At 35.7% G+C, this 22,854-nt stretch carries 19 protein-coding genes; all 19 read right to left on the minus strand.

Translation table 11 applies throughout. The features are described 5' to 3' along the window. Positions 1-9 precede the first annotated feature (9 nt). Complete coding sequence (locus KHA94_RS15515) at positions 10-402, minus strand: NUDIX hydrolase (protein ID WP_476695934.1); 393 nt, start codon at positions 400-402, stop codon at positions 10-12. Positions 403-452: 50 nt separating this feature from the next. After that, on the minus strand, positions 453-644 hold the full coding sequence (locus tag KHA94_RS26540) for an NUDIX hydrolase (protein WP_338030783.1): 192 nt from the start codon (positions 642-644) through the stop codon (positions 453-455). A gap of 88 nt (positions 645-732) precedes the next feature. Beyond that, on the minus strand, positions 733-3,510 hold the full coding sequence (locus KHA94_RS15520; protein ID WP_213103024.1) for an NHL repeat-containing protein: 2,778 nt from the start codon (positions 3,508-3,510) through the stop codon (positions 733-735). A 146-nt stretch (positions 3,511-3,656) separates the two neighbouring features. Continuing rightward, complete coding sequence (locus tag KHA94_RS15525) at positions 3,657-5,270, minus strand: extracellular solute-binding protein (RefSeq protein ID WP_249365511.1); 1,614 nt, start codon at positions 5,268-5,270, stop codon at positions 3,657-3,659. A gap of 58 nt (positions 5,271-5,328) precedes the next feature. After that, positions 5,329-6,201 (minus strand): carbohydrate ABC transporter permease, encoded by an 873-nt coding sequence (locus tag KHA94_RS15530; protein ID WP_213103026.1) that lies wholly within the window; start codon positions 6,199-6,201, stop codon positions 5,329-5,331. Between the two features lie 20 nt (positions 6,202-6,221). Next, positions 6,222-7,187 carry an ABC transporter permease gene (locus KHA94_RS15535; protein ID WP_213103027.1) on the minus strand — a complete coding sequence of 322 codons (966 nt, stop codon included), beginning with the start codon at positions 7,185-7,187 and terminating at the stop codon, positions 6,222-6,224. A 113-nt stretch (positions 7,188-7,300) separates the two neighbouring features. Beyond that, positions 7,301-7,918 carry a YesL family protein gene (locus KHA94_RS15540; protein ID WP_213103028.1) on the minus strand — a complete coding sequence of 206 codons (618 nt, stop codon included), beginning with the start codon at positions 7,916-7,918 and terminating at the stop codon, positions 7,301-7,303. A 31-nt stretch (positions 7,919-7,949) separates the two neighbouring features. Beyond that, positions 7,950-10,196, minus strand: a complete 2,247-nt coding sequence (locus KHA94_RS15545) for a heparinase II/III domain-containing protein (protein ID WP_213103029.1) — start codon at positions 10,194-10,196, stop codon at positions 7,950-7,952. Positions 10,197-10,219: 23 nt separating this feature from the next. Continuing rightward, positions 10,220-11,650, minus strand: coding sequence for an extracellular solute-binding protein (locus KHA94_RS15550; protein ID WP_213103030.1), 1,431 nt, complete (start codon positions 11,648-11,650; stop codon positions 10,220-10,222). Between the two features lie 89 nt (positions 11,651-11,739). Next, the gene (locus tag KHA94_RS15555) at positions 11,740-12,786 is read right to left on the minus strand and encodes an alpha/beta hydrolase (RefSeq protein WP_249365512.1); all 1,047 of its coding nucleotides are present in this window, start codon (positions 12,784-12,786) and stop codon (positions 11,740-11,742) included. Between the two features lie 39 nt (positions 12,787-12,825). Further along, the gene (locus tag KHA94_RS15560; RefSeq protein ID WP_213103032.1) at positions 12,826-14,664 is read right to left on the minus strand and encodes a ligand-binding sensor domain-containing protein; all 1,839 of its coding nucleotides are present in this window, start codon (positions 14,662-14,664) and stop codon (positions 12,826-12,828) included. A gap of 41 nt (positions 14,665-14,705) precedes the next feature. Then, positions 14,706-15,932 (minus strand): DegT/DnrJ/EryC1/StrS family aminotransferase, encoded by a 1,227-nt coding sequence (locus KHA94_RS15565; protein WP_213103269.1) that lies wholly within the window; start codon positions 15,930-15,932, stop codon positions 14,706-14,708. An 18-nt stretch (positions 15,933-15,950) separates the two neighbouring features. Continuing rightward, positions 15,951-17,618: a polysaccharide deacetylase family protein gene (locus KHA94_RS15570; protein WP_213103033.1), complete on the minus strand. Its 1,668-nt coding sequence runs from the start codon at positions 17,616-17,618 to the stop codon at positions 15,951-15,953. A 354-nt stretch (positions 17,619-17,972) separates the two neighbouring features. After that, positions 17,973-18,203 carry a DUF2087 domain-containing protein gene (locus KHA94_RS15575; RefSeq protein WP_213103034.1) on the minus strand — a complete coding sequence of 77 codons (231 nt, stop codon included), beginning with the start codon at positions 18,201-18,203 and terminating at the stop codon, positions 17,973-17,975. 118 nt (positions 18,204-18,321) lie between these two features. After that, positions 18,322-19,809, minus strand: coding sequence for an amidase family protein (locus KHA94_RS15580; protein WP_213103035.1), 1,488 nt, complete (start codon positions 19,807-19,809; stop codon positions 18,322-18,324). Positions 19,810-19,833: 24 nt separating this feature from the next. Beyond that, positions 19,834-19,941, minus strand: coding sequence for a hypothetical protein (locus tag KHA94_RS26680; protein ID WP_213103036.1), 108 nt, complete (start codon positions 19,939-19,941; stop codon positions 19,834-19,836). A gap of 2 nt (positions 19,942-19,943) precedes the next feature. Further along, positions 19,944-20,084 carry a hypothetical protein gene (locus KHA94_RS15590; protein ID WP_213103037.1) on the minus strand — a complete coding sequence of 47 codons (141 nt, stop codon included), beginning with the start codon at positions 20,082-20,084 and terminating at the stop codon, positions 19,944-19,946. A 50-nt stretch (positions 20,085-20,134) separates the two neighbouring features. Then, on the minus strand, positions 20,135-21,046 hold the full coding sequence (locus KHA94_RS15595) for a phosphotransferase family protein (RefSeq protein WP_213103038.1): 912 nt from the start codon (positions 21,044-21,046) through the stop codon (positions 20,135-20,137). Positions 21,047-21,177: 131 nt separating this feature from the next. Then, positions 21,178-22,743: a glycoside hydrolase family 10-like protein gene (locus KHA94_RS15600; protein ID WP_420828163.1), complete on the minus strand. Its 1,566-nt coding sequence runs from the start codon at positions 22,741-22,743 to the stop codon at positions 21,178-21,180. Positions 22,744-22,854 lie beyond the last annotated feature (111 nt).

Here is a 22,854-nt window from a genome sequence, read left to right on the forward strand (position 1 = left end):
TGGAAAATATTATCCATGCATCATTTTTATTTCTTTTTTGATAAGTTTAATGATGGTTTCGTAATATGATATGTCATGTGGTACAAAGTCATTTTTATCAACATTTTTCTTTAACAAGGTATTCTCTCCAGATTTATTTATTTTGAACCCTTCGATAGTAATGACAGATTTTCCCCCTAACCAAAGCTGACAAAAATCAGTAAATTTCGCCCTTACAATTCCTGATACTTCTTCTTTTTGCAACCGAAAGTCAGCAAATGTTTTTTGACTTTTGAATAAAAAAACATGAGCAATTTCATTATCAATTAATTCAGCTTTAATCACACTATAATCAATGATTTCTAATGAAATTAAATCAGTAAACCCAACTTCAATCCCTAGCTCTTCCTTAATTTCCCGCACTCCGTCATAAATAGTTTCATGAGCTAATAAGTGGCCAGCTGCAGTAATATCTAATAGATTTGGATGATCTTTTTTTTGCTGCTTCTTATTTGTAAGTAAACATAATCGACTCCATCCTCACGACGAACAAACCAACAATGAAAGGTTTCATGCCAAAGCCCGAGTCTATGTACTTCTTCCCGAGCAGCCACACCAATTGGCTCTCTTCTTTGATTAAAAATTTTTAGCTTTTCTTTCTCCAATTTCTTCTCCTACTTCCGTTTTTCTTGAAGTTGTTTACACCAAAGGCTTTTTTATCAATAGTTAACATTCACATAGCTATAAAATAAACTACTTTTCAGGGAATGGTCCTATTACTTGTAACATTATTGGATTGGAAGTTACGGTTACTCCATTTAGAGTAACAGTTACGGCTATCAATGTGCGTCCAGGATGTTTTGCTACAATCGTTCCATCTTTATCAATTTCTGCAACTTTTGAATTACTTAACTTATACTCAATATCAGCACCAGATAATTCTTTAGTCGTCATTCCATTTTCTAATATGGCAGAAATATTAATTTTTGTTGTTTCAGTTGGCTTCAATTGGCTATCCTCAATTTCAGACTTAACCTCTTTAAGTTTTACAACAAGCTTCGGATCACTATATTTCATTAATTCACTGCCATATTTAAAATAGAAATTCCCAAAATCATCTTGCGCTAACTTCTCGACATTTCCTTCGAGTAGAACCTCTACTTCTTTTGTAGCAGCATCAATTTTTATAAACTTGCTTGTGTATGTCTTTTCTGCAACGTATCCAATAAAGATGGACCCATAGACATTTCCATCGGTTCCAATCATTAATCTTGGATTTGAATGGGCAAAATCTGCTGTTGGAAACTTATCATCACGATAAATAACTTCTTTTGTATTAGGGTCAAAAATAAACAATGTCCCGAGTGCCATTCCCCATATATTCCCATCAGGACCCCATACAAAACCTGATATAGCCTTTTTCCCCTCTACAGGTATTGTTTCAAATTCGATTATTCCTTTTTTTGTAACATAAATAGCGAGTTTTGCAGATGCACTGTCATCCATTGCACCAGTACCCAAAAAAAACTTTCCATCTTTGTATAATATTGTGTTAATGGAGTGCTCAGGAACAATATTTCGTTTTACATCGAATAGTCCAGTTATAGGATCATAAATGGTAAGAGCACCACCTGTTTTTCCCGCGATTGGGTATGTTCCAATATATAGTTTGTTTTCTTCTTCTACTCCAACCATCGCTACTGGGCGATCTTGTTCATTCCCGAGTTGAGCAAGGCGTGGAGGATTATAAGGTTCGCTTGGATCTGTTCTATTCCATGGTTTTGATGGATCATATTCAAATATTGAAGCTTTAGGATAAACACCAAAATACACTTTTCCATTTAAGATTCCATACCCTTCTACCTGACCAAGTGAAGGATATAAAGTGGTTTGATCCTGAGTTGGAGAGTAGACTCCTAATCCGCCTCCAGAAATGAAGCCTGAGCTGAGTATCTTACCATCTACACTTTTCCCAATATTGTGCAATTCAACAAATTGTGGAGGCAATGGAAGCTCTGGCGTTTCCAAGTAACCTGTTTCTAAGTTATAGTAGAAGGCCCTGCCGCTATTTCCTGCTAATCCAACCAATGTTACGCCAGGGAATTTCGGATCGTTTAACTCAACATATGCGAACGCAATGCCCGCTCCTTTCACATCAACGCCAAGTGATCCATATTCTCCTGAATTCACATCATACGCATACAATGACCATTGGTTTCCACCTTCTTGCTTTAGCTCGTAATAGGTATAAAAAACCCTTCCATCTGGGGAGACTGGTGAAAATCCTCTTGTGTTGTATTCGGAATTTTCTTTCACAATTAGTGTATTGTTTTCTGGCGTATAAACATACATAATCGGTCCGGGATCTACGCGTATAAATAATTTGCCTGCAGTGTATTTTAAGTCATAAACAGATGTTTTTCCTCCGAATCCTATTATGAGAGATTTTTCCCCCGTTGTTAGATTATATTTATATAATTTCGCAACATCAGCACCGCCAACATAAAGTGTATTGCGTTCCTCGTCAAACGCAAGAGCACGAACATGCGATTCTTTTGATGATGTCTTAAAAGTAGTCAATACCTTTGACTGATCAGTAACTGGGTCATATTCAAAAATGGATTGTGAATACCCTGTTCCCCCATAAACCTTACCGTCCTTTCCAGGTGTCAGTACCCAAATGACAGTATCTGTTGGAACTGGTTTTCCAATTGTACGCATGGACTCTGTATTTGGATCATATTGAAATAATGTACCGTTAGGTGTGCTCCCGATATAAACCTTTCCATCAGAGGCTACTGTTATTGCCCATGCTGCTATAGCATGACTGCCATCAAGTGCAACTAATGGCTCTTGATCATAAATTTGCTTCGTATGAACATCACTTACAATAAACTTAGCTGGATCTCCTTGAGCAACTGTATACATCACATCACGGCCGCTTTTATCTTTACCATAGTCGCCAGTCATAATTGTAAGACTAGTCGATTGGGGACCAAGATTTGTTATTTTCCCTGGAGCTTTAGAAAGCGTAATTTTTGCATCATCTGCATAATATACCCCTACTTTTTCAGCGGGAGAATAGAAAGCTACTTTAAAATAGGCAGCATTTTTTGGTGAAGCAGCTGCCAGTCTAACATCTTGCCAATTTTCATTTTCACTTACTTCATTATCAATTAATGAGCTAACAACTGATAACAATTTCCCATCCTGATCAAAAAAACGAAAATCAATCTTTCCGCCAGAACCAGATTTTTTTAAGACTTTAACATTTAGGATTACATTCTTAAATGAATCCACTTCCATTGGATTACTGATAACACCAAGTATATCTTCGGGTGATGCATCTTCAATCACAAGACTGCTTTTCCCTTCAAAAAATACCTCTTGATCGACCGATACCTTTGTTGACGCTCCATCTGGATGCCAGCCAGGTACACTGCCATTCTCATCTATTTCAAAACCCCCGTTTTGCAGTAGCACATTTAATACTTCCGAACTCGCATTTGAAGAGGTTAGATACTTTTTCATTTATATCCTCCTTTGAAAGGGTCAAATTTTTCCTATTTAAGCTGTTATATGTTATCTGTCAAAAAAGCGGATAGACGCTCTAATGATAATTTTTTTATGAAAATGAATAGAGGAGCTTGTAACCCCTCTATTCATATTTTGACTATTTATTTCCACTCTTTATCTACTTTACCTTTAGCTTTAATCCCTTCATTCATCTCTTTAATAATTTTATCTCCGCCGCGTTTTAAGTACTCTTGAACAAGTTTATCCCAATCAGAAATAGGTCTTTGCCCAGCAATCATTTTTGCTTGCTCATTTATTACAAATTGCATTAAATCTATACCCATTTCTTGTTCTGCTTTGGAAATAATTCCATTAGATGGGTTAACATAAAGCTTGTTTGATTCAAACATATTTTGTAAAGAATCGATCAGATTTTTCATTGGTTCAAGATTATAATCATCTGCATATCGAACTTTTGCACCCTCAGGTAAATGTCCACGGTTATCTAAGAAATAAGTGGAAGGGGCTAAACCAGCAGAAGAGAAATCTGGAACACGTACAGGAATTCCATCTTCCATATTGTAACCTGTACCCTCTTTACCCCAGAAGAAGTCAAAATCTGCATTTTGTGGATTCATTTGATCTTGTGTATAGAACTTTTTACCGAAATCGACTAACTCTAGAGCACGATAGATTTTCCCTTCATCGTCAGCCATTTTTGCATTTAATGCTAGAATACCAGAGTTACCTGTCCCCATCGTAAATCCAATCGAACCGTCTGGTGCTTCAAACGGAGGAATGGCAACTAACTCAGCCTCAGGGTTTATTTCAAGCAGTCCTTCTAAGTAAGGCTCAGACATACCAGCAACTCCTCCAATGAAAATTCCAGCTTTGCCAGAATAAAACTCAGCATTCGTATCCTGCCAATTTAGAACGGCAAAATCCTTTGTCATTGCTCCATTCGCATATAAATCCGCAAAAAAACTAATCAATTCTTTTCTTCCTTCAGAAATAATTCCTGGAATAAAGTCTCCATCTTCATTTTGATGATACCATGCATTAGTATCCCAATACGTACCCATATTGAAATCTGGATTAATATTCTCTCCAATTGCTAAGCCATAAGTATCTTTCTTTCCATTTTGATCTGGATCGTCATTTGTAAATGCAATGGCTACCTTCTTTAGCTCTTCATAGCTAGTTGGAATCTTTAAACCTAGATTATCTAACCAATCTTTACGAATAAATGGTGTAACAGGATAAATTTGTGTATATCGAGGAATCCCATAAATTTTTCCGTTAACTTTAAATGCATCATAAATATGCTCCGGAATATTACCTAAAGTTTCATAATGTTTTAGATAATCATCTAATGGAAGAAATGCTCCTTCTTCAGCCCATTGATAAAATCTAGCATCTTCTGCTGGGAAACCAATTAAGTCTGGCATCGATCCTGATGCAACAATAGCGGAAGATTTCTCCACATAATCCCCTTGAGGAATAATTTCAGGCTTGTAGTCAATATTGAATCTCTCATTAATTAAATCTAAGCCAGGGCTTGATGATGGCGGCGGATCTCCAAAACGAAACGTCATACCAGTAATCGTATATTTTGTAGAATGATCAAAAGGATCAATTGCCGTATTTTTCTCTGTTTCCTTATCCCCGTCTTTTTCTTTTTCATTATTACTAACTTCATTCGTCTTGGATGTACACGCAGCCAATAAAAGCGATAAAATCAACATCATAATTAACAAAATTTTACCCTTTTTCATCATTTTCCCCCCATTTTTCGTTTTAAGTGCTTACTTAAACCAATTGAATGAATATAACTCACCCTTTAACTGATCCAAGCATCACCCCTTTAGCAAAATGCTTTTGTAAGAATGGATATACAATCAAAATTGGTAAAGTTGCTATCAATATTGCGGCCATTTGAACCGTTACTGGGGGTGGCATCGCTTGAAGCATTTCATTAGCGCCCAAAGCTGCGTTTGGTTCATTCACAATGACTATTTGCCTTAAAATAACTTGTATTGGCCACTTTGCAGGATCACTTATATAAAGAACTCCCGTAAAGTAACTATTCCAATGCGTGACTGCATAAAACAGCCCAAAGGCTGCTAAAGCCGGCTTCGATAATGGCAGGATTATTTTTCTGAAAATTTGTATTTCGTTTGCTCCATCCATGATTGCCGCTTCCTTCAATTCATCAGGGATGCTTAAAAAGAACTGTCTCATAATAATTAAGTAATATGGACTAATTGCTACAGGTATTATTAACGACCATATACTATTAATTAACCCGGTTGCCTTAACAACCATATAAGTTGGAATCATCCCTGCATGGAATAGTAGCGTAAAAATGACCATTAGTAGAATGGCACGTTGGCCGATGACCGCTCTAGTAAGTGCGTATGCCATTGTTGCTGTAAAGAATAAATTTACAGCCGTTCCTACAACAGTAATAACAATTGATACAAGAAGGGATCTTATAAATCGATCTGAACTAAATATATACTCATAAGCATCAGTCACCCATTCTTTTGGCCAAAATAGAAAATCGTTTTCAAGAAAATCACTGACAGACGAAAATGAAACCGCAAACACATAGAAAAACGGGAATAGCATCGTAAACGCAACAATAACTAGAATTACTGCATTAATGGTGTCAAAGATTTTAGAGCCAAGAGTATTGTTATACATTGAATGTTCTCCTTTCTCAATTAATACAAGCCTTCCTCACCAAATTTCTTTGCTAAACGGTTAGCAACGAAAACTAGCACTAATCCAACTAATCCCTTGAATAACCCAACTGCTGTTGCAAAACTATAATTTGCCTGCTGAATTCCTTTGAAATAAACAAATGTATCCAACACATTTCCCGATTCCATATTAAACGGATTGAGCATCAAGAAGATTTGTTCAAACCCTGTTTCCATCACATTTCCTAAACGAAGAATTAAAAGGATGATAATCGTACTTTTTATCGCCGGCAATGTAATATGCCAAATTTGTCTCCAGCGATTTGCTCCATCCATTGCTGCGGCTTCATAAAGCGCTGGATCGACTCCCGCTAATGCGGCTAGAAAGATGATTGTTCCCCATCCTGATTCCTTCCATATAACTTGGAGAATTACGATTGGCTTGAATAGATTTGGATCAGTTAAAAAGTCTATCGGGTTCATTCCAAAAGCATGGACTAAAAACGTATTCAATAGCCCCTCACTTCTTAGAAAAATAACCGTTATTCCGATTACCACTACCCAAGATAAGAAATGAGGCAGATAAACAATTGATTGAACAACCCTTTTAAAAAATTGATTTCTCACTTCATTTATCATAAGAGCCAAGACAATTGAAATTGGAAAAGCAAAAAAAATCTGCAAAAACGATATTTGCAATGTATTCCAAATGACTCTTAAAACCTCTGTATCTTGAAAAATTAATTTAAAGTATTTTAATCCAACCCACGGGCTATCAACAAATCCTCTGAAAGCACTATAATCTTTGAAAGCGATAACAATACCAACCATAGGTACAACTCGATAAATAAGAAAATATAAAATACCAGGTAAAAGCAATAAGATTAAATACTTATCCTTTACTATTCTTTTAACAATACGACTCCATTTGCTTTCCTTCGGGCTGATCGGAAAAGGTTCTTCTACATTTAAGGTCTTCAATTCCATAACTACATCTCCTTTCCGAGTATCTCCATCCAATAACTACATGTATTTAACATGTATTTATAATAAGAATAATATAACGTTGGGTCATTATCAATATTTTTTAAATATTGAGTCTATTGGTTATCGTTGAAATTATCAAATAATTTTAAAGACACCGATAACATGCAAAACGCAATGAAACTGCCACTAAAAAACAGCAATAAGCCCGGAAATTTAAACACTATGTAATAAGGAAGATAGAAAGAGATTACAAAAAGGATTGCTGCAATTGGTCGAGATAATGCCAGTAGTACAGAATTTTTCACAACTTGAAAGATTTTTTGATCATAATGAACATACATAGATAAGGAAATTAAGAACGAACAAATATAAATAACTCCGATTATAAAGGTAATATAAGTAAAGATTAGACTCATTACATTTGAAAACCCACGGAAAAAAAGCAGATCAAAATATAAAATAAGCCCAAGAATTACCCAAATATATCCGAAGGCGTTTCCTTTTAATAGTTCACTTTTGTAAGTTTTCCAGAAGAAGGAGGCTGCTTTCAAATCTTCCTCTTTTTGCAGCCATTTTCGTATGACTGCAAACAATGCAATCGTTGCTGGAAAAACTCCTGCAACAATAAAACCTGCTAATATGCCACAGAGCCAGAGTAAATTTACATATGCAAGTCTCGTTACCCATTCTAAAATTTCATGTACTTTCCCTTTCCATCCTGTCAGTATCATATATGTCCATCTCCTTCAAATTCAGCAAAAATCAATCTTCCTTTATTACCACTATGACATTCCTTCCTATCGGCAAAACAATCTCTATCTGTCCACTTTCTTTTCCTTTCCTATCATGTCTATTGCCATTTACTATGATCATAGATGAACGCTCACATGAAATATGAATAATCGTCTCTGCTCTTAATTCTATATCATAGCAAATGGAATCCTGTTTCATTTCAACCATTACATTTAGTTTTTTATTTGCAGTAATATATCTTTTACTTCTAAAATTTAATTCTGTACCATTAAAAAGGAAAAGCTTTACAGGACATTCAAGCTGATTATCAAAACAAACCCACGCGTGATCCCCTGTTATCGTAAGATCTCCCTGATTCGAAGTGATCGTGCTACTATCTTGCTCTTTAGCAAATAGGAAATAATCTGTTAAAAAATCTTTATTTCTATCAATCTTTAAATTGATTTCTCCCCTGCTAACATCACTTTCAAAGACAAGTTTTTTGTCCATTAACTGTTTATTTGAATGAGGATAAATCATTGTAATACCAATTTCATCCTGATTAGTGGCAGCTGGTTCTACGGTCATATAGGTGCCATATTCTTCTGCCCCTAAGAACTGTTCCAACTTCTTTTTTGTCTTTTCTGGATAATAGTGATATATGGTAGCACTTGCCCTCTCTCCAATTATGCTAACAATATTGCCCTTTATCGTATCATTAATCTCGAGCTTTTTGCCATCTTCAACGACCATTGATGTTGTATGATATAAAAAAGTTAGCTGATCCTCTTTATAATTTTTCAACACATGATCAAGCAAAATATAATACGATTGATCAATGTGGAGGAGTTTTCTCTCCCACTTTTTCACAGCCCCATTATATGCCCTGGTCGCATCTCCTAAACAATAGTCATAGGAAGGAGACAGAAACCAATCGACAATTCTGCTTTTTCCTAATTCCTCTTGCCCTTTCCCATTTACAAGCATAGAATTATGACCAATTGTTCCTAATGTAAAAACATTTCTTGGTCCTTCAACATAATCCTGATAACCTGGATTTGTAATTAACCACTCATCATTTACGTGCAAAACAAAATTATTTTGATCATAATGATTATGCCCTTTTGCAGAAGAACTCGAAGCGAATGCTAGAAAATGGCTTTTTCCCTCCCATCCACTTCTGAATGCAGCCCACCCAATAGTTGGAAAGACTTTTGAGTTCTCACCTTGATAAAATTCGTTAGGTGACATAGGTTTAACCATATTATCCATGCTTAAAAGAATATTTTGACTATTGGTTTTTGCTCTTTTGAAATACCAGCTAGTAACTGGATGCTTGTTTCGCTGTGCTAATTTTCCCATTAAGAAACTTACATCTAATATATAAAAAGAATCTGAAAAATTTACAAAGGTTTGCTTTTCAGCACTTCCTAGCATATAAAAGAAAAGATCAGGCAAAAAAGATTTGAAATACGGATGGCTAATAAGAGTGTTGTCTCCAGTTGTTCGGTATAATGCATCAGCTGCCATTAGAACATGGCGTATGGCTACCCCAGTATAAAGAAGCCCTTCAATTTCTGGACTTGTCAGCCTATCCTCTAAGTATGAAAAGAGATAATCATAGGCATTTGTCAAATACTTATCTACATCCCTTTCGCCTATGACGGAAAGGGCTCCTATGAGCATTGACACTCTTTTTGAAGCAATAATATTATGACTGTCGTAATTTTCAAAATCGATTACTAAAGGCTTTAAACCTTTTTCAACGATTGCCTCTTGTATTAATTCTTTTTCTAGGCCGTTCAATAGATGTACGATAGAATCATAGCCAATAGCCATTGCCAGAGTAAAGTGAGCATTACTTAAGTTTCCTTCAGCACCTCTGTTTGGAAACTCATACCATCTAGTAAATCTGCTTAGTGCTAATAGGTATTCTTTTACCTTATCTCCATAAATCCCCTTACCTGTTAAGGCATAAGCAATTGACAATACAGTCATTCTATCTTCTATTGCGCGAGAATACATTGTCCAATAAGGAAAATCGATATATCCATGTGCCTCTGGCAGCGGCTCTAATTGAATTAGTGGAAGACTCACGTTTAATTGGAAATCAATCATAGGATATGACACTTGAAACTCATCTTCATTTAAGAATTGATCTGCTTTTTCAAGAAAGGTGTCTATCTTTGGGCCATTTCCCACTTCTTCTATCTCCTGTTGAGTAAATAAAATACGCGGATGACTTTTAATTCTAGAATAATTTTTTTGATTATTCATAGATAATCTCCTCACCTTTCCGATCAATGATTCGTACTGTTCAACATGTCATTTAAAAGCTTCTCTATTCTTTTGCATGCATCCTCAGGTTTTTCCATGTTAGCCCATAAAAATTGCAATTCATTTTCTAGCAGCTCAATGTCATTATTCGTCAAATTTAAATCTCTTGTTGTATACGCAAATGGCATGACTTCTTTAAAAGCATTGTAGTTATCAGGATGAATGCCCGGCTGAAGCAAATGATTATCTTCTGCTACAACTCTTAGCATTGGAATGGTACATCCGTTTCTTTTTAATGTCGTTTGAGCTTCCGTGCTTACCATGTAATTTATAAGGGCTTTAGCAGACTCCTTCATTTCGCTATGCTTATTAATGCCTAATGAACCGCCGAGAAGTAAAGTTGCATTTTTCTTATTTTTTGGAACAGGCATAACATCCCATTTGATTTTATGATCCCGAAATTCATTCATAAAGAAATAAGTGGTTAATATCATGGCCGCTCGCTCACGCATAAATAGGTTTTCAGCCATATGATTGCTGCCATGTGAAAATATCGGTGAAACCTTATCTTCATACATCAAATCAACACAAAACGTTAATGCTTCAATATTTTCCTTGCTATTTAATACCGAACACGTTCGATTTTCATCAAAAAACCTGCCGCCATTTTGTAGCATAAAGACTGGAAAACGGTTTGAAGAAGCTGAAAAACAAAAACCGTATTGTTCAACGAGATCCTGAACAGTTTCATCCTTGGTACATTTTTTAGCCTTGTCAAGCAAATCAAGCCAATTTTCCAATTTATATGAATTGGAAATGCGAGCTTCTGAAAACATTTTTTTGTTGTAACAAATAATCACAGGTGAGAATAAGAATGGAGTTAAAATTGTCTTATCGTTTAAGGAAAACATCTCAAATAATTTTGGATAACTGTCTTTATCAGGATGCAAGTACTCTGGAACATAGGGATCAATGATATCTAATTGTTTACTTGCCGCCAATTGCCGAAAATGTAAATCTGATACCATAAAAACATCGGGTCCTTGCCCTCTTTCGATTAATTGAGTCAAAGAGTATACATAATCTGTACCAGGAAATAGTTGTAAATTTACTTTTACATATGGATTTAATTGCTCAAATCTCGCAATAATTTCCTCAATGATTTCGATTTCATAGGAATCAGAGTACCAGCCGAGAGTGATCGTTTGCTTTGAGGTTTCTTCTGGCAATGAAACCCGATTTCCTTTCCCAGGAATTTTCTCAATTAATCCTTCATCAACAAGTTCGGCAAGTGCTTTCCTAATTGACACTCTACTTAATTCGTATTCTTTACTTAATGTATTTTCAGGCAAAATAAATTCTCCTGGTTTCAATCTTCCTGATATGATTTCATCTTTTAATTCTGATAAAAATTTATAATATTTAATTTCAAATTCACTTCGTCTTTTCAACACCGCATACCGCTCCTATATAACTTGTTGATTTAATATTAAATGTGGTTGAATAGGTTTTGCAAAATACTAATTTAAGAACTATTTTAAATTTATTTTAGTTTTTCATCTAGAAAATTATAGGCTAACGTACGAATTTCACTTGGAAAATCATGCCCCGCATTCCCTATTAATGATTTAAAATGGATTTCTTCTTCTAAAAATGTATATAAATGATCAATATCATTAACCGCAGCAGCCATTTGTTCCCAATGAGGAAAAATTTTGTCCTTTTGACCAATCCAAATAAAAAAAGGAGTCGGGGCAACTAAGGCAGCAATTTCATTAAATTCAAACGGCACTTCATTATTTAATAGGTAATCACTTACCTTTGGAATGTGGGAAAACCAGCTCCGCCTTCCCCAGCGTTCTCTTTCCGGATCATTAGCAAAAACCGCAAAACCGCAGCTGCAAACAACTGCCTTCACACGCTTATCTATCCCTGCCAGGAAGTAAGCATTATATCCGCCGAGTGAATGACCGATTGCCCCAATATTATTTACACTCGTAATCTTTGACAACACAGAAACACCTTGACGATGGTCAACAAGCATTTTCGCCACCGCTGACCAATTAGGGTTTCTTTCATAAAAGGAGGCTGTATGATAAGACTCCTCAGAAGATTGTACCCGTTCGCCTGCAGTGATTGTATCCGGCGCAAGCACAATATATCCCCTCTTCACCAATTCTAATCCGTATGTTCGATTCACTCTTCCACTCGTGAGCGTCACATCATCCTTGCCTTCTGGTGAAGTGGGATGGAGTGCAAGAATTGCCGGCTTCTTCTTTGAAGCGCCTTTAAAAGAAAATAAAGCATCTTCCAAATTAGATAAAGTTAAATGGCCGTTCCCATCATTGGGTATCAATAAGTTTGCTGTTACCCAATCCTCATAAACCGTTTCGTATTTCAAATGAATACGAAAATGGTCAATCTCATCATCAATAGAAAGAAATATAACATTTACTGAATCACAAGCAGGGATCGGACCAATGGCTTCAAGCCAGCGATCTAGAATAGTTTTTCGTTTCACTTCCCACTGTTCAACAGTATGGATATCTTTTAATAAGGGCGGGATTCCTTTTTCTTGTAAATATTTCAAAGTATATGCCATCTTGACATCACACTTCCATCTGTAGATTTAATCTTGAACTTTCACACTAATCAAATGGCTTCCCGATCCATAATAAATGCTGCCCTTGTAATATACAATTCCACTTGTGGCTCGCTGCATTAATTGTAAAGAGAGAATTGGTTCCGTTAGTGGGCTCTCATTCAAATTAATCTTCATGATTGCTCTGCTTAATAAACAATAGAGTGCTGTATTATTTTCATTTAAAACAAAGCTATTTCGTACTGGTGCACCAAACCTTGATACATCTTTCTTATATAAAACCTCTCTTTTGCAGGAGTCAAAAACAAAATAAATTCCTTCCATTGTCAGGCCATGCGCCATTCCTTGCTGATCGATAAATAATTGTGAAATTTCTTTGCTCCCGGGAACAGCATTGATCGAATAAATAACTTCCTTATTTTCCCAATCAAACAAATATAATTTTCCTTCTTTTTCATTAGAGCTTGCCCCACCAGGTGTTTCAATACTTGTTCCTCCTAATATATCACCTGAACGAAATACACCTAAGCAAACAGTACTTTGGTTCGGTACAATGGAAGTATGAGAAATCACTTTGTTTTCTCTTGTATTAACATTATAAATCCCAAGACCTCCACCTGTCAGTCCGTAGTCAGGGAATCCTCCCCATATAATATTGACTCCATCTGGATGGGAAATAGCACATCTAGGTCGATGAATCCATTTGTGTTCGCTAATTAATTTTGGATTTCTACTTTTCTCTGTATAGTAAATTGGTTGTTCAAGATTAAATTCGTATATTTTTCCTCCAGCATAGGCAAATCCAAACATCTTCTTGCCTTGAACAGCATAAGCAACTATATTACCACCACCGCCATTTTCAATGACACTTCCACCATAGTTTCTTACAACATTAGATTCTAAATCAAAACCAAAAAGATGCAGCGGATGCATGGATGTCCCATAAATATGCTGACCACGAATGGAAAATAAGGTCGATAATGTAGCCCCTTCAGACTGATACGAAAACTCAATTCTCTTTTCCTTTTCTTGCTCCTTTTTTACTACTAAAAACCCTTCTGCTAGATTATGCTCCAAAACTTTATAACTGGCTTGGGCATTTCGATGAATTCGATTGAATCCATTGCCGGAATAAAGAGAAGGGGAAACATTTTGTACTTGTTGACCATATCCATCTAATAATACCCACCATTGCGAGGAGTCATTTACATCCTTTAGGTCCCGCGCTTCCCAATGCCCGTAAACAGAACCATCCTCACCTTTATACACATGCCCTGCACCTCGAGTTCTTTGATGACAAGGAACAAGTGACCTCTTTTCCTTTGTTTCAGGATGATAGGCAATAACATTTTTCCTTTCTGTTCCAATCCCTATATAAACCCATCCATGACGATCGACAGCAACACTTGCTGGATATTTTTCCGTTTCATCCATCGATCCATGATCTATAAGCGTTTTAGTTTTTAAATTATACTGTAGAAGGTGACAGCGAGGATAGGAAGTAAAAAACATATGCCCATACGAATGCTCGGCAAAGCTAAAACCAAAGATTTCATCTCCATTTTCAATCCATTTATAATCAATAATCCTTTCTTTAAATGGATCTATAACCATTAGCATTTTACCTGCACCAGTGTAAAAAAATCCTTCCTCACTGCTAAAAGAAGCAAATGGATATTCTACATACTTCTCCGGAAAGAATAACTGTCTTGTTTCATCTGTGCTAGGATTAATAATAAGCACGAATCCCTTTGCAGCTATAACGAATCTTTCTTCGCCTTCTTTGTTTATACATTGCGCTGCGGTCCGAGATTCTTCTGCATTTACTAGGATTCCGTGGTCAATGGCATGAATATTTATCGTCATTAATATTCCCCTTTTATGCGAACTCATTGCCAATTATTTATTTAAGAATAAAAATTTGCTACTTTTACAATGGCAGCAATTATTTCTTCAAGATCTTTACGCTCGTAAAATTCACTAAGATTAATTCGTATTGCAGTATCCAAAATTTCTTCAGCAACAGGACATAACCCTTTATGATAATCCTGCGATGAAAGACTAAATGGAAAGCTGCTATTTAAGTATGCTTGTTTATTTTGAAACATTGGTTGTTCATAAAGTACTTTTGGAATGTATCCGGCCTGATTAGGAATCCCTTCGGCTGCAAGTGCTACCGAAAATTGTTCATTTGTACACTTAATAACCTCTTTATCTAACCTGAACATGTAGAACCAGTAAGTGCAAAAATCTTCATTAGAAACAGCCATTGGATGAACACCTTTAATAGCCCCAAGTGCTTCTCCAAGTAATTCGCCATATTGGTTTCTCGTTTCACAAATCCAGTTTAGCTTTTTTAATTGTGCTATCCCAACTGCACCTTGAAGTTCTGTCATTCGATAATTCGGTGCTAAAAAATTTATATCTCTCGATACGTGATCATCTAAACGCTGATAGTTTTTATCGGCAAATGCATGTGTTCGATGATAATCATCTTGATTTCCGGAATTAATGGTAACAATTCCGCCATCCCCCGTGGAAATATGTTTAAAGTCATTCGTACTAAAGCATCCGTAATCTCCGATGGTTCCTACTAATCTTCCTTTATATCTTGTTAAATAGCTTTGAGCACAATCTTCGATTACCTTTAACTTATGTTTTATTGCTATTTCAATAATTGAATCCATATCACATGGATTTCCGGCTAAGTGAACGACAAGAATGGCTTTCGTTTTAGATGTTATTTTTTTTTCAATTGAAAGGGGATCTAAGTTAAATGAATATGGGTCAAGATCTGCAAAAACCGGAATGGCATTTTGATAGAGTATTCCTATAACAGTTCCTTGATCAGTTATCGGACTAGTAATCACTTCATCTCCCACAGTTATACCTGCTGCACCAAGGGCAACATGAATAGCTGCAGTTCCTGAAGATGTTGCTACACTATATTTTACTCCATGCATTTCATTAAAATTATGCAAAAATTGATTTACTTTTTTCCCGAAATGATAGAAAAGGGTATTTTGATTAAGTGCCTCAATTAATTCCTTCATTTCTTCCTCACCAAACCGATTACCCGATTTAAATGGCGTCGTTTTGGTTTTAGGCCCTCCATGAATAGCAAGTTGGTCCATTCCCATTATATCCACTCCTCATAATCCAACTTTATTTAACTGAACGCTTAATATTTTTCTTTTACCAGCCAAACCAAATTTATAAACAAGTTCATCCTCGGAATCTATATCTGAAGCTGGAATCCAAACCTTTATATCTGGCATTTCAATATCGCTAATAACCTTTAACCCGCCACTAATGAAAATTGTAAGTTGACGGCGTGCTCGCTCCCAATCATTAATTTGCTTGGAAGTCCAAAAGGTGAATCCCTTTGATTTTGCTTCTCTAATAAATTGAACAAGCGCATTCTTAACCTCGGGTAAATGATAGACGTGATACTGGTGAAATAAGAAATGCCCTACGCCGTTTACGCGCTTTACTTTTTCCAAAAAAGGCTCAATAATCGTTGTATCCGCCAATGACGGATGATTCATATCCTGGGTTAGAAAGCCAATCTCCAAAACATCATAGAAACGATTTTTTTCATCTGACATTGAAATAGGGAAAAACGGGTGACACGTTCCAAAAAGAAATCCCACATTTCCTTTTTTACTTGGCCCTCTCGTTTGATCAGCCTTAATACCGTTCTTCTCACACCATTGAAACAGCTCCCCCCAACCTTCAAAACGGGTATAATGGTTTTTATTAGATGTAAGATTTTTTTCACCTATTTCCTTTTTCAGCCATTCAAGCTGCTCGTTAAAGGCTGTTTCTGACCAAACTCCTTCTTCCGCGTCTAATGCATTAAAATGAAATGCAAGTTCATGTCCATTGGCTTTTGCTTTTTTATAAATTTCTGAACTGAAGCCAGGTGCGATCATACACCAAGTTGTCTGAACATCTTCTTCTTTCAAAACCTGTAACGTCACTTCTGCTGCTTGATTTATATTCATGTCACTATCAAAAGAAATTAATGCTACATGATTAACCTCAGCTGGCCAATATTCAATAACAGGCAATGTTAACCCTTTATCCAATGCTCTTCGGATAAGGTGTCCAATTATTGCTTCCCTCCATAAATCTGCATAGGGAATTGAAAAATATGGCATACCTGTTTCTGTGAATTCACGGTCAACTCCCCAGTCTAATTCAAAGCCATCATCTGCTTTTAGAATTCCCTCATCAATATTCGCCGTACCATCAGATGCAGGGATTCCATCCTCGATAATCGGTTTTGTTCCCTGTTGCAGACTGACAATTGTACTTGGTATATTGACAGCCCATCGATCGAAATGACCATCTCCCATTGGTATCTGAAGCAATGCAGCTGCTTGTTGTGTATCACTTTTTAATTCACCATAAACACGGACTGCATCTGAGGAAATGTTTTTCCATGGATGTGCCTGTAAAAACCGAAGAGGATTTTCCTGGTCAAGATACTTCATTAAATCTGCATACCCAGTATCCATTGTAGACATCTTTGTGCACCCAAGGTCTTGACAGAGAAAATCTAATCCGCCGTAACTTATTACAATTCCTCCAGAAGTAGCATACTTCATTAACGCTTTTTTTGTATCTTTATCTTCATTTGAGAAACCAACAATCAATAAATCAACCGTTTTAAATGCCGATATATCATCTATTAATTGATAAGGTACACGAGCATGCTCCAACACCTCAATTAAATATCTTTCAAAAATATTATTTTGATTAAACCAACAATCAAATTCTGCTTGTCTATCGAAAAACAGACCTATTCTAGCCATCTGCATATACCATCACCAATCTTTCTCCATTTCAAGAACATGTATTTTACCTGTATACGAAAATGATAAACTATTTTATTTTATATTTCAATATTTTTAGAATATTTTTATTTTCTTTTGAATCGATTAAGTAAAACTGTCTATTGGTGTGATAACACTTTTTCATCATTATTGAGATTAGAAAAACTTGGCGTTCGCCAAGTCCTTTTTGGCGAATGCTTTAGTTTTTATTATGCGATCTTATTAGCAGATATTTAATTGAGCACACTCTTTACTTTAGCGCGTTAATAGACTTAAACTTTCCTTTTAGCAAATAAAAAAACTCTGGTCTAATCTTCCAGAGTTTTATCTTCATTATTTTGCATAATTTTCCGAAGCTAATTCCTTATTAACCCAATACATTGTACAATCCTCGCTTATCTCAAGTAAATGATAATCGACTAGATACCTTCTTAAAATTGCAAAGTCCCCGTAAAAGCTTTTAATAATTTTATTCACTTCTTTTTCAGAATAAAAATTACCCTCTTCAAACTTTTTTATCAACTCTAATAAGATAATTACCTTTCGCTTTTCTTTGCTTGGCAATTCTCTTAGTACTCCATTTTTAATAAAAGCTTCAATCATCTTTTTCCGTTAAATATTCAATCGTTCGAAACATAAAGACTCCTTTTTCTCTCTTAATTTATGCATTTTACTTTGTATCTTATTTCATTTTTGGGCTTCTCCTATGTTTAGTCGCTTGTTCAAACGCAAAGGCAATCTTTATCAAAACCCCTTCGCTAAAAGCGGTGCCTGCAAACGTTACTCCAAAAGGTCTACCACTTTCCATATATCCTGCAGGTACAGCAATGGAAGGATAACCAGCTTTGGCACATAGTGTTGAACCAATATACGAAGGAAAAAGAATCGCATCTAGATCATACCTTTTTAAAGCATAATCAATCCCTTGTTCCTGTGAAAAATACAAATCTTCTAATTTGGCATTCAAATACTCAGGATTTCTTAATGTATTTGGCAAAGCTTCTCTCATTTCTAATTTATTTTGGCCATATTTTAAAGCCCTTTCTTCTAACTTCTTATTAAACTCAATCAATTCAGTAATAGAATGTACAGGCAAGTGTGAAGGCAACTTGGAAAGATAATTGTCTAAGCTATGCTTCAACTCATATAACGGCACTCCCCAACTCCATTCTCGATGGAAAGAGGGGATCTCGATATCATGAATGACTTTAGCTCCTCCATCCGTGAGAGTATGAATTACATTCTTAAATAAATCTTCATTGGTTTCTTTTGAAAAATAATGTTCATTAGCTATAAAGTATTCATTAGAAACAGGGTTGAATATACCAATTCTGGTCCCTCTCAAACCTTTTGTATCTAAATATTTCGAATAATCTTCTTGTATCTTTCCTTCACATTTAAAAGTAGCAGGATCATCCTGATCTACACCTGTTAAAGCTCCTAATAAAATAGCGGCATCTGTAACAGTTCTAGCAAATGGTCCCGCTGTGTCTTGTGAATATGTAAAAGGTATCAAACCAGTGCGGCTTATTAAACCAACAGTAGGCTTTATCCCGACAACTGAGTTTTGAATAGCTGGACTAAGAATCGAAGCATCTGTCTCAGTCCCTACGGATAAAACGGTAAAATTTGCAGCAACCGCAGCCGCTGATCCCGAGCTTGATCCCCCAACATATAGGTTTGCATCCCCATATGGATTTAACACTTGTCCCCCTCTGGAACTGTAACCTGCCCACATTTCAGTTGACATCCCATTTGCTATTTCAGTCATATTTGTCTTTCCTAAAATAACTGCGCCTGCTTTCCGAAGCTTCTCTACTAGAAACGCATCATGGCTGCTAATATTATTTTCAAGTGCAATGGTTCCTGCACTCGTATGCATGGAGTCATTCGTTTCAATATTATCCTTTAGCAAAACAGGAATGCCATGTAATGGTCCTCTAGAACCTTTCGTTTTTCTTTCAGCATCTAATGCTTCAGCAATAAAAATGGCATCAGGGTTTATTTCAAGAATGGAATTAATATTTGGACAAGATTGGTCATACTTTGCTATTCGAAAAAGATAATACATTACTAACTCTTTTGAGGTAATTTTTCCATCTTTCATAGCTGCTTGAATAGCTTGAATCGTAAGTTCTTCTTTAAAAAATTCATTAGAAATAATTCCCATTCAATCTCTCCTTTGCCAAAGTGTTCAATATAATGAATCATTCGTTCTCATAGAAAAAATGCTCTTCACAAATGCTTCCTTATGTTCTGTATATTCATTTATACCCGTAGCGTAATTTTTTACATAATCCAACTTTAGATTTTGATAGTCTTTCCTTGCAGCTTCACCTTTCGCTTTTCTTTACTTGGCAATTCTCTCAGTACTCCGTTTTTTATAAAAGCTTCAACCGTCTTTTTCCGTTCTTCTTCAGTAAAATGAAACTTTTCTATGTACATTTTCGACACCCTCCCTTACTTCCCATTTTCAAAAAAACAGTTAACTAGACCTATAAACCATTCATTATTTCTGTACTTAAATAATCAACTCGTTTTAAATAGTGCTCTCTTTTCTCCACGTCATTGACAAAAGAGATGAATAAAATAGAAAGCATTAATGCCGTGTCAAGGCGATAAATAAATTGAATAACCTTATCAGTTTTTTCAATAATACTCATATTGTTATATCCCTTTAAAAATTCTTCTACATGCAGCTCCTCTGTTTCAGCAATTCTCATTAATTCCATAATTGGATTACCAATAAAGGCATTATCCCAATCAATAATCGCTTTAATGCTTCCCTTTTCTCCAATTAAGTTCGGTCGCCTAACATCAAGGTGCAATAAGCAATTATCAGCTTGTGGTGTGTCCAAAATCTCCTGCAATTCTTCTAAACAAGGAAGAGCAATTTTTGAGTTTGTGAGTTCTCTTAGTGTTTGCACACGATTGATAATTCTATGGGATATAATTTGACTTAAAGTCTGCTGATGTTGATCAATAATTGACAAGCCACCCAATGGAACTTTATGTATCTTAGAAGTAAGTTGACCAATATCAAATGAGGAAATCGGACTATTATCTCCCGATATGAAATCAGATATTAGAAAGTTAATATCACTACTTAAATGCAGTTTATGAACTTTAGGGACTGGCAAACTATAATTGTGGCAATGTTCAGAAATCTGAACTTCCTTTTTAAGTGAGATAATTCCACTCGAATGCTTATCCATCATATTTTCTTCAGCTCGCCAAGGTGTTCTAACAGCAAGCTCACCTAAATTTTTCTCTCTTATAAGAAAAACAGCATTAATCACTCCGCTTCCGATTAATTTTATCTCTTCAAGCTGCCAATTCAAATCTTGAATAATTACATTTGAAATACTAGCTTGTAATTTTTCAATACTATTTTTTGTTAGAATCATTGTTTATGACCTCTTCTAATGTTTCCATTTAATTTGCTTTATTTTACCATATTATTTTGCTTTTCTCTTATTTTACTTCTTTTTAAAATATAACCTTCTTAAATCATCTCGATTCAAGAAGGTTTTGATAATTATTGTGTTTGTATAATTGCCTCAATACTAACTTCACTTTCGTTATGAAGTCGATCAAGAGCGGTTACTACATACGTATAAGTTTCTTCCGCTTTAGCTGTTTGATCAATAAAGACTTGTTCATTTCCTGTTTTTCGAACTGTCTTCACTAAATTTTCTGAGTCCTCAATATTTCCTTGTATATCTCCAGTAAATCGATAAATAGCATAGTATGTAGAGTCTTGATTTAGTGTATGATCCTCAATTATTACCTCGATCCCGTCTTCTGTTCGATTAGCACTTTTTATACTCGGTGACTGTGGTTTAATATTATCAAGCCATGGCATCGTTGGAATTAAGGCTGGCTGCCTATAAAGATCATTACTCAAACGATCTTTTATTCCGAGTGGATTTCGATTTAGATCTTTTAAGCTAAAATGCATACTGCCCATAAATGTATCATATTGACGATTTAAGAGAATTTGCTTTGGATACTCTTCAGCCTTCTTCCATGCTGAACTGGAATCATTATTGATCTTATAAGCTGCTTGTCCGATATAGAGGTGAACCGGCTTGCCGCTCGTTTCCTTACCCCACCAATCTAGTAGAATATCATAAGCTGCTGGCTTATAGCTGATATTCCAATAGATTTGTGGAGTGATATAATCGATATAGCCTTGGCGAATCCATTCTCTTGTATTAGCGTATAAGTCATCGTAATTCGTTACGCCGGCTGCTGTTTTAGAACCTGTTGAATCATTAGCACTGTTTCTCCATACTCCAAATGGGCTTATTCCAAACTTCACATAAGGCTTTTCTTTTTTGATCGCTTTATTTAGATCACGTACCAGCTGATTTACATTATCTCTGCGCCAATCTCCGACCGTTTTAAACTTGCCTTTTCCATACTTTTTAAATTCAGCCGCATCAGGAAAATCCTTTCCTTTCACTTTATAAGGATAGAAATAATCATCCATATGAACAGCATCAATATCATAGTTCTTTACTACTTCTAATACTCCGTCAATAATAAATTGCTTTACCTCAGGAATTCCAGGATTATAGTAAAGCCTTCCTCCATATGAAGCGATCCAATTTTGATGCTTTCGAGCTGGATGGTCAGCGGCTAAGCGTTTAATATTCGTATGGTTCATCGTAATCCGGTAAGGGTTGAACCATGCATGAAACTCCAGATTACGTTTATGGGCCTCCTCAATCATAAAAGCAAGTGGATCATAGCCGGGATTTTTCCCCTGTGTTCCCGTTAAATACTCTGACCACGGACCGTATTTTGAAGGGTAAAATGCATCTGCCGTTGGCTTTATCTGAACAACAACCGCATTCATCCCCATTTTCTCAACGTCATCTAGAAGCTTCACGAACTCTTGCTTTTGCTTATCTATTGAAAGTCCTTTTTTTGAAGGCCAATCAATATTCGCTACTGTAGCAATCCATACAGCTCGAAGCTCTCGTTTTTGGGACTTAGTTTGTATTTCCGCCTGTCCATCTTTAGGAGATTGAAAGATTACTATCCCCATTAAGGAAAAAATCAGCAATGACATTGCTGCCTTTTTTAATACCCTCATTAATTACCCTCCTAATAATTAAAAGAAACTCTATGCATCATCCATTTTCCTAATTATTAGAAAAATAGTCAAATATTATATTAACGGAACTGATTGATTGTTAATTATCTT

It is taken from the genome of Cytobacillus citreus, from assembly GCF_018343665.1.
Classification (GTDB): domain Bacteria; phylum Bacillota; class Bacilli; order Bacillales; family Cytobacillaceae; genus Cytobacillus; species Cytobacillus citreus.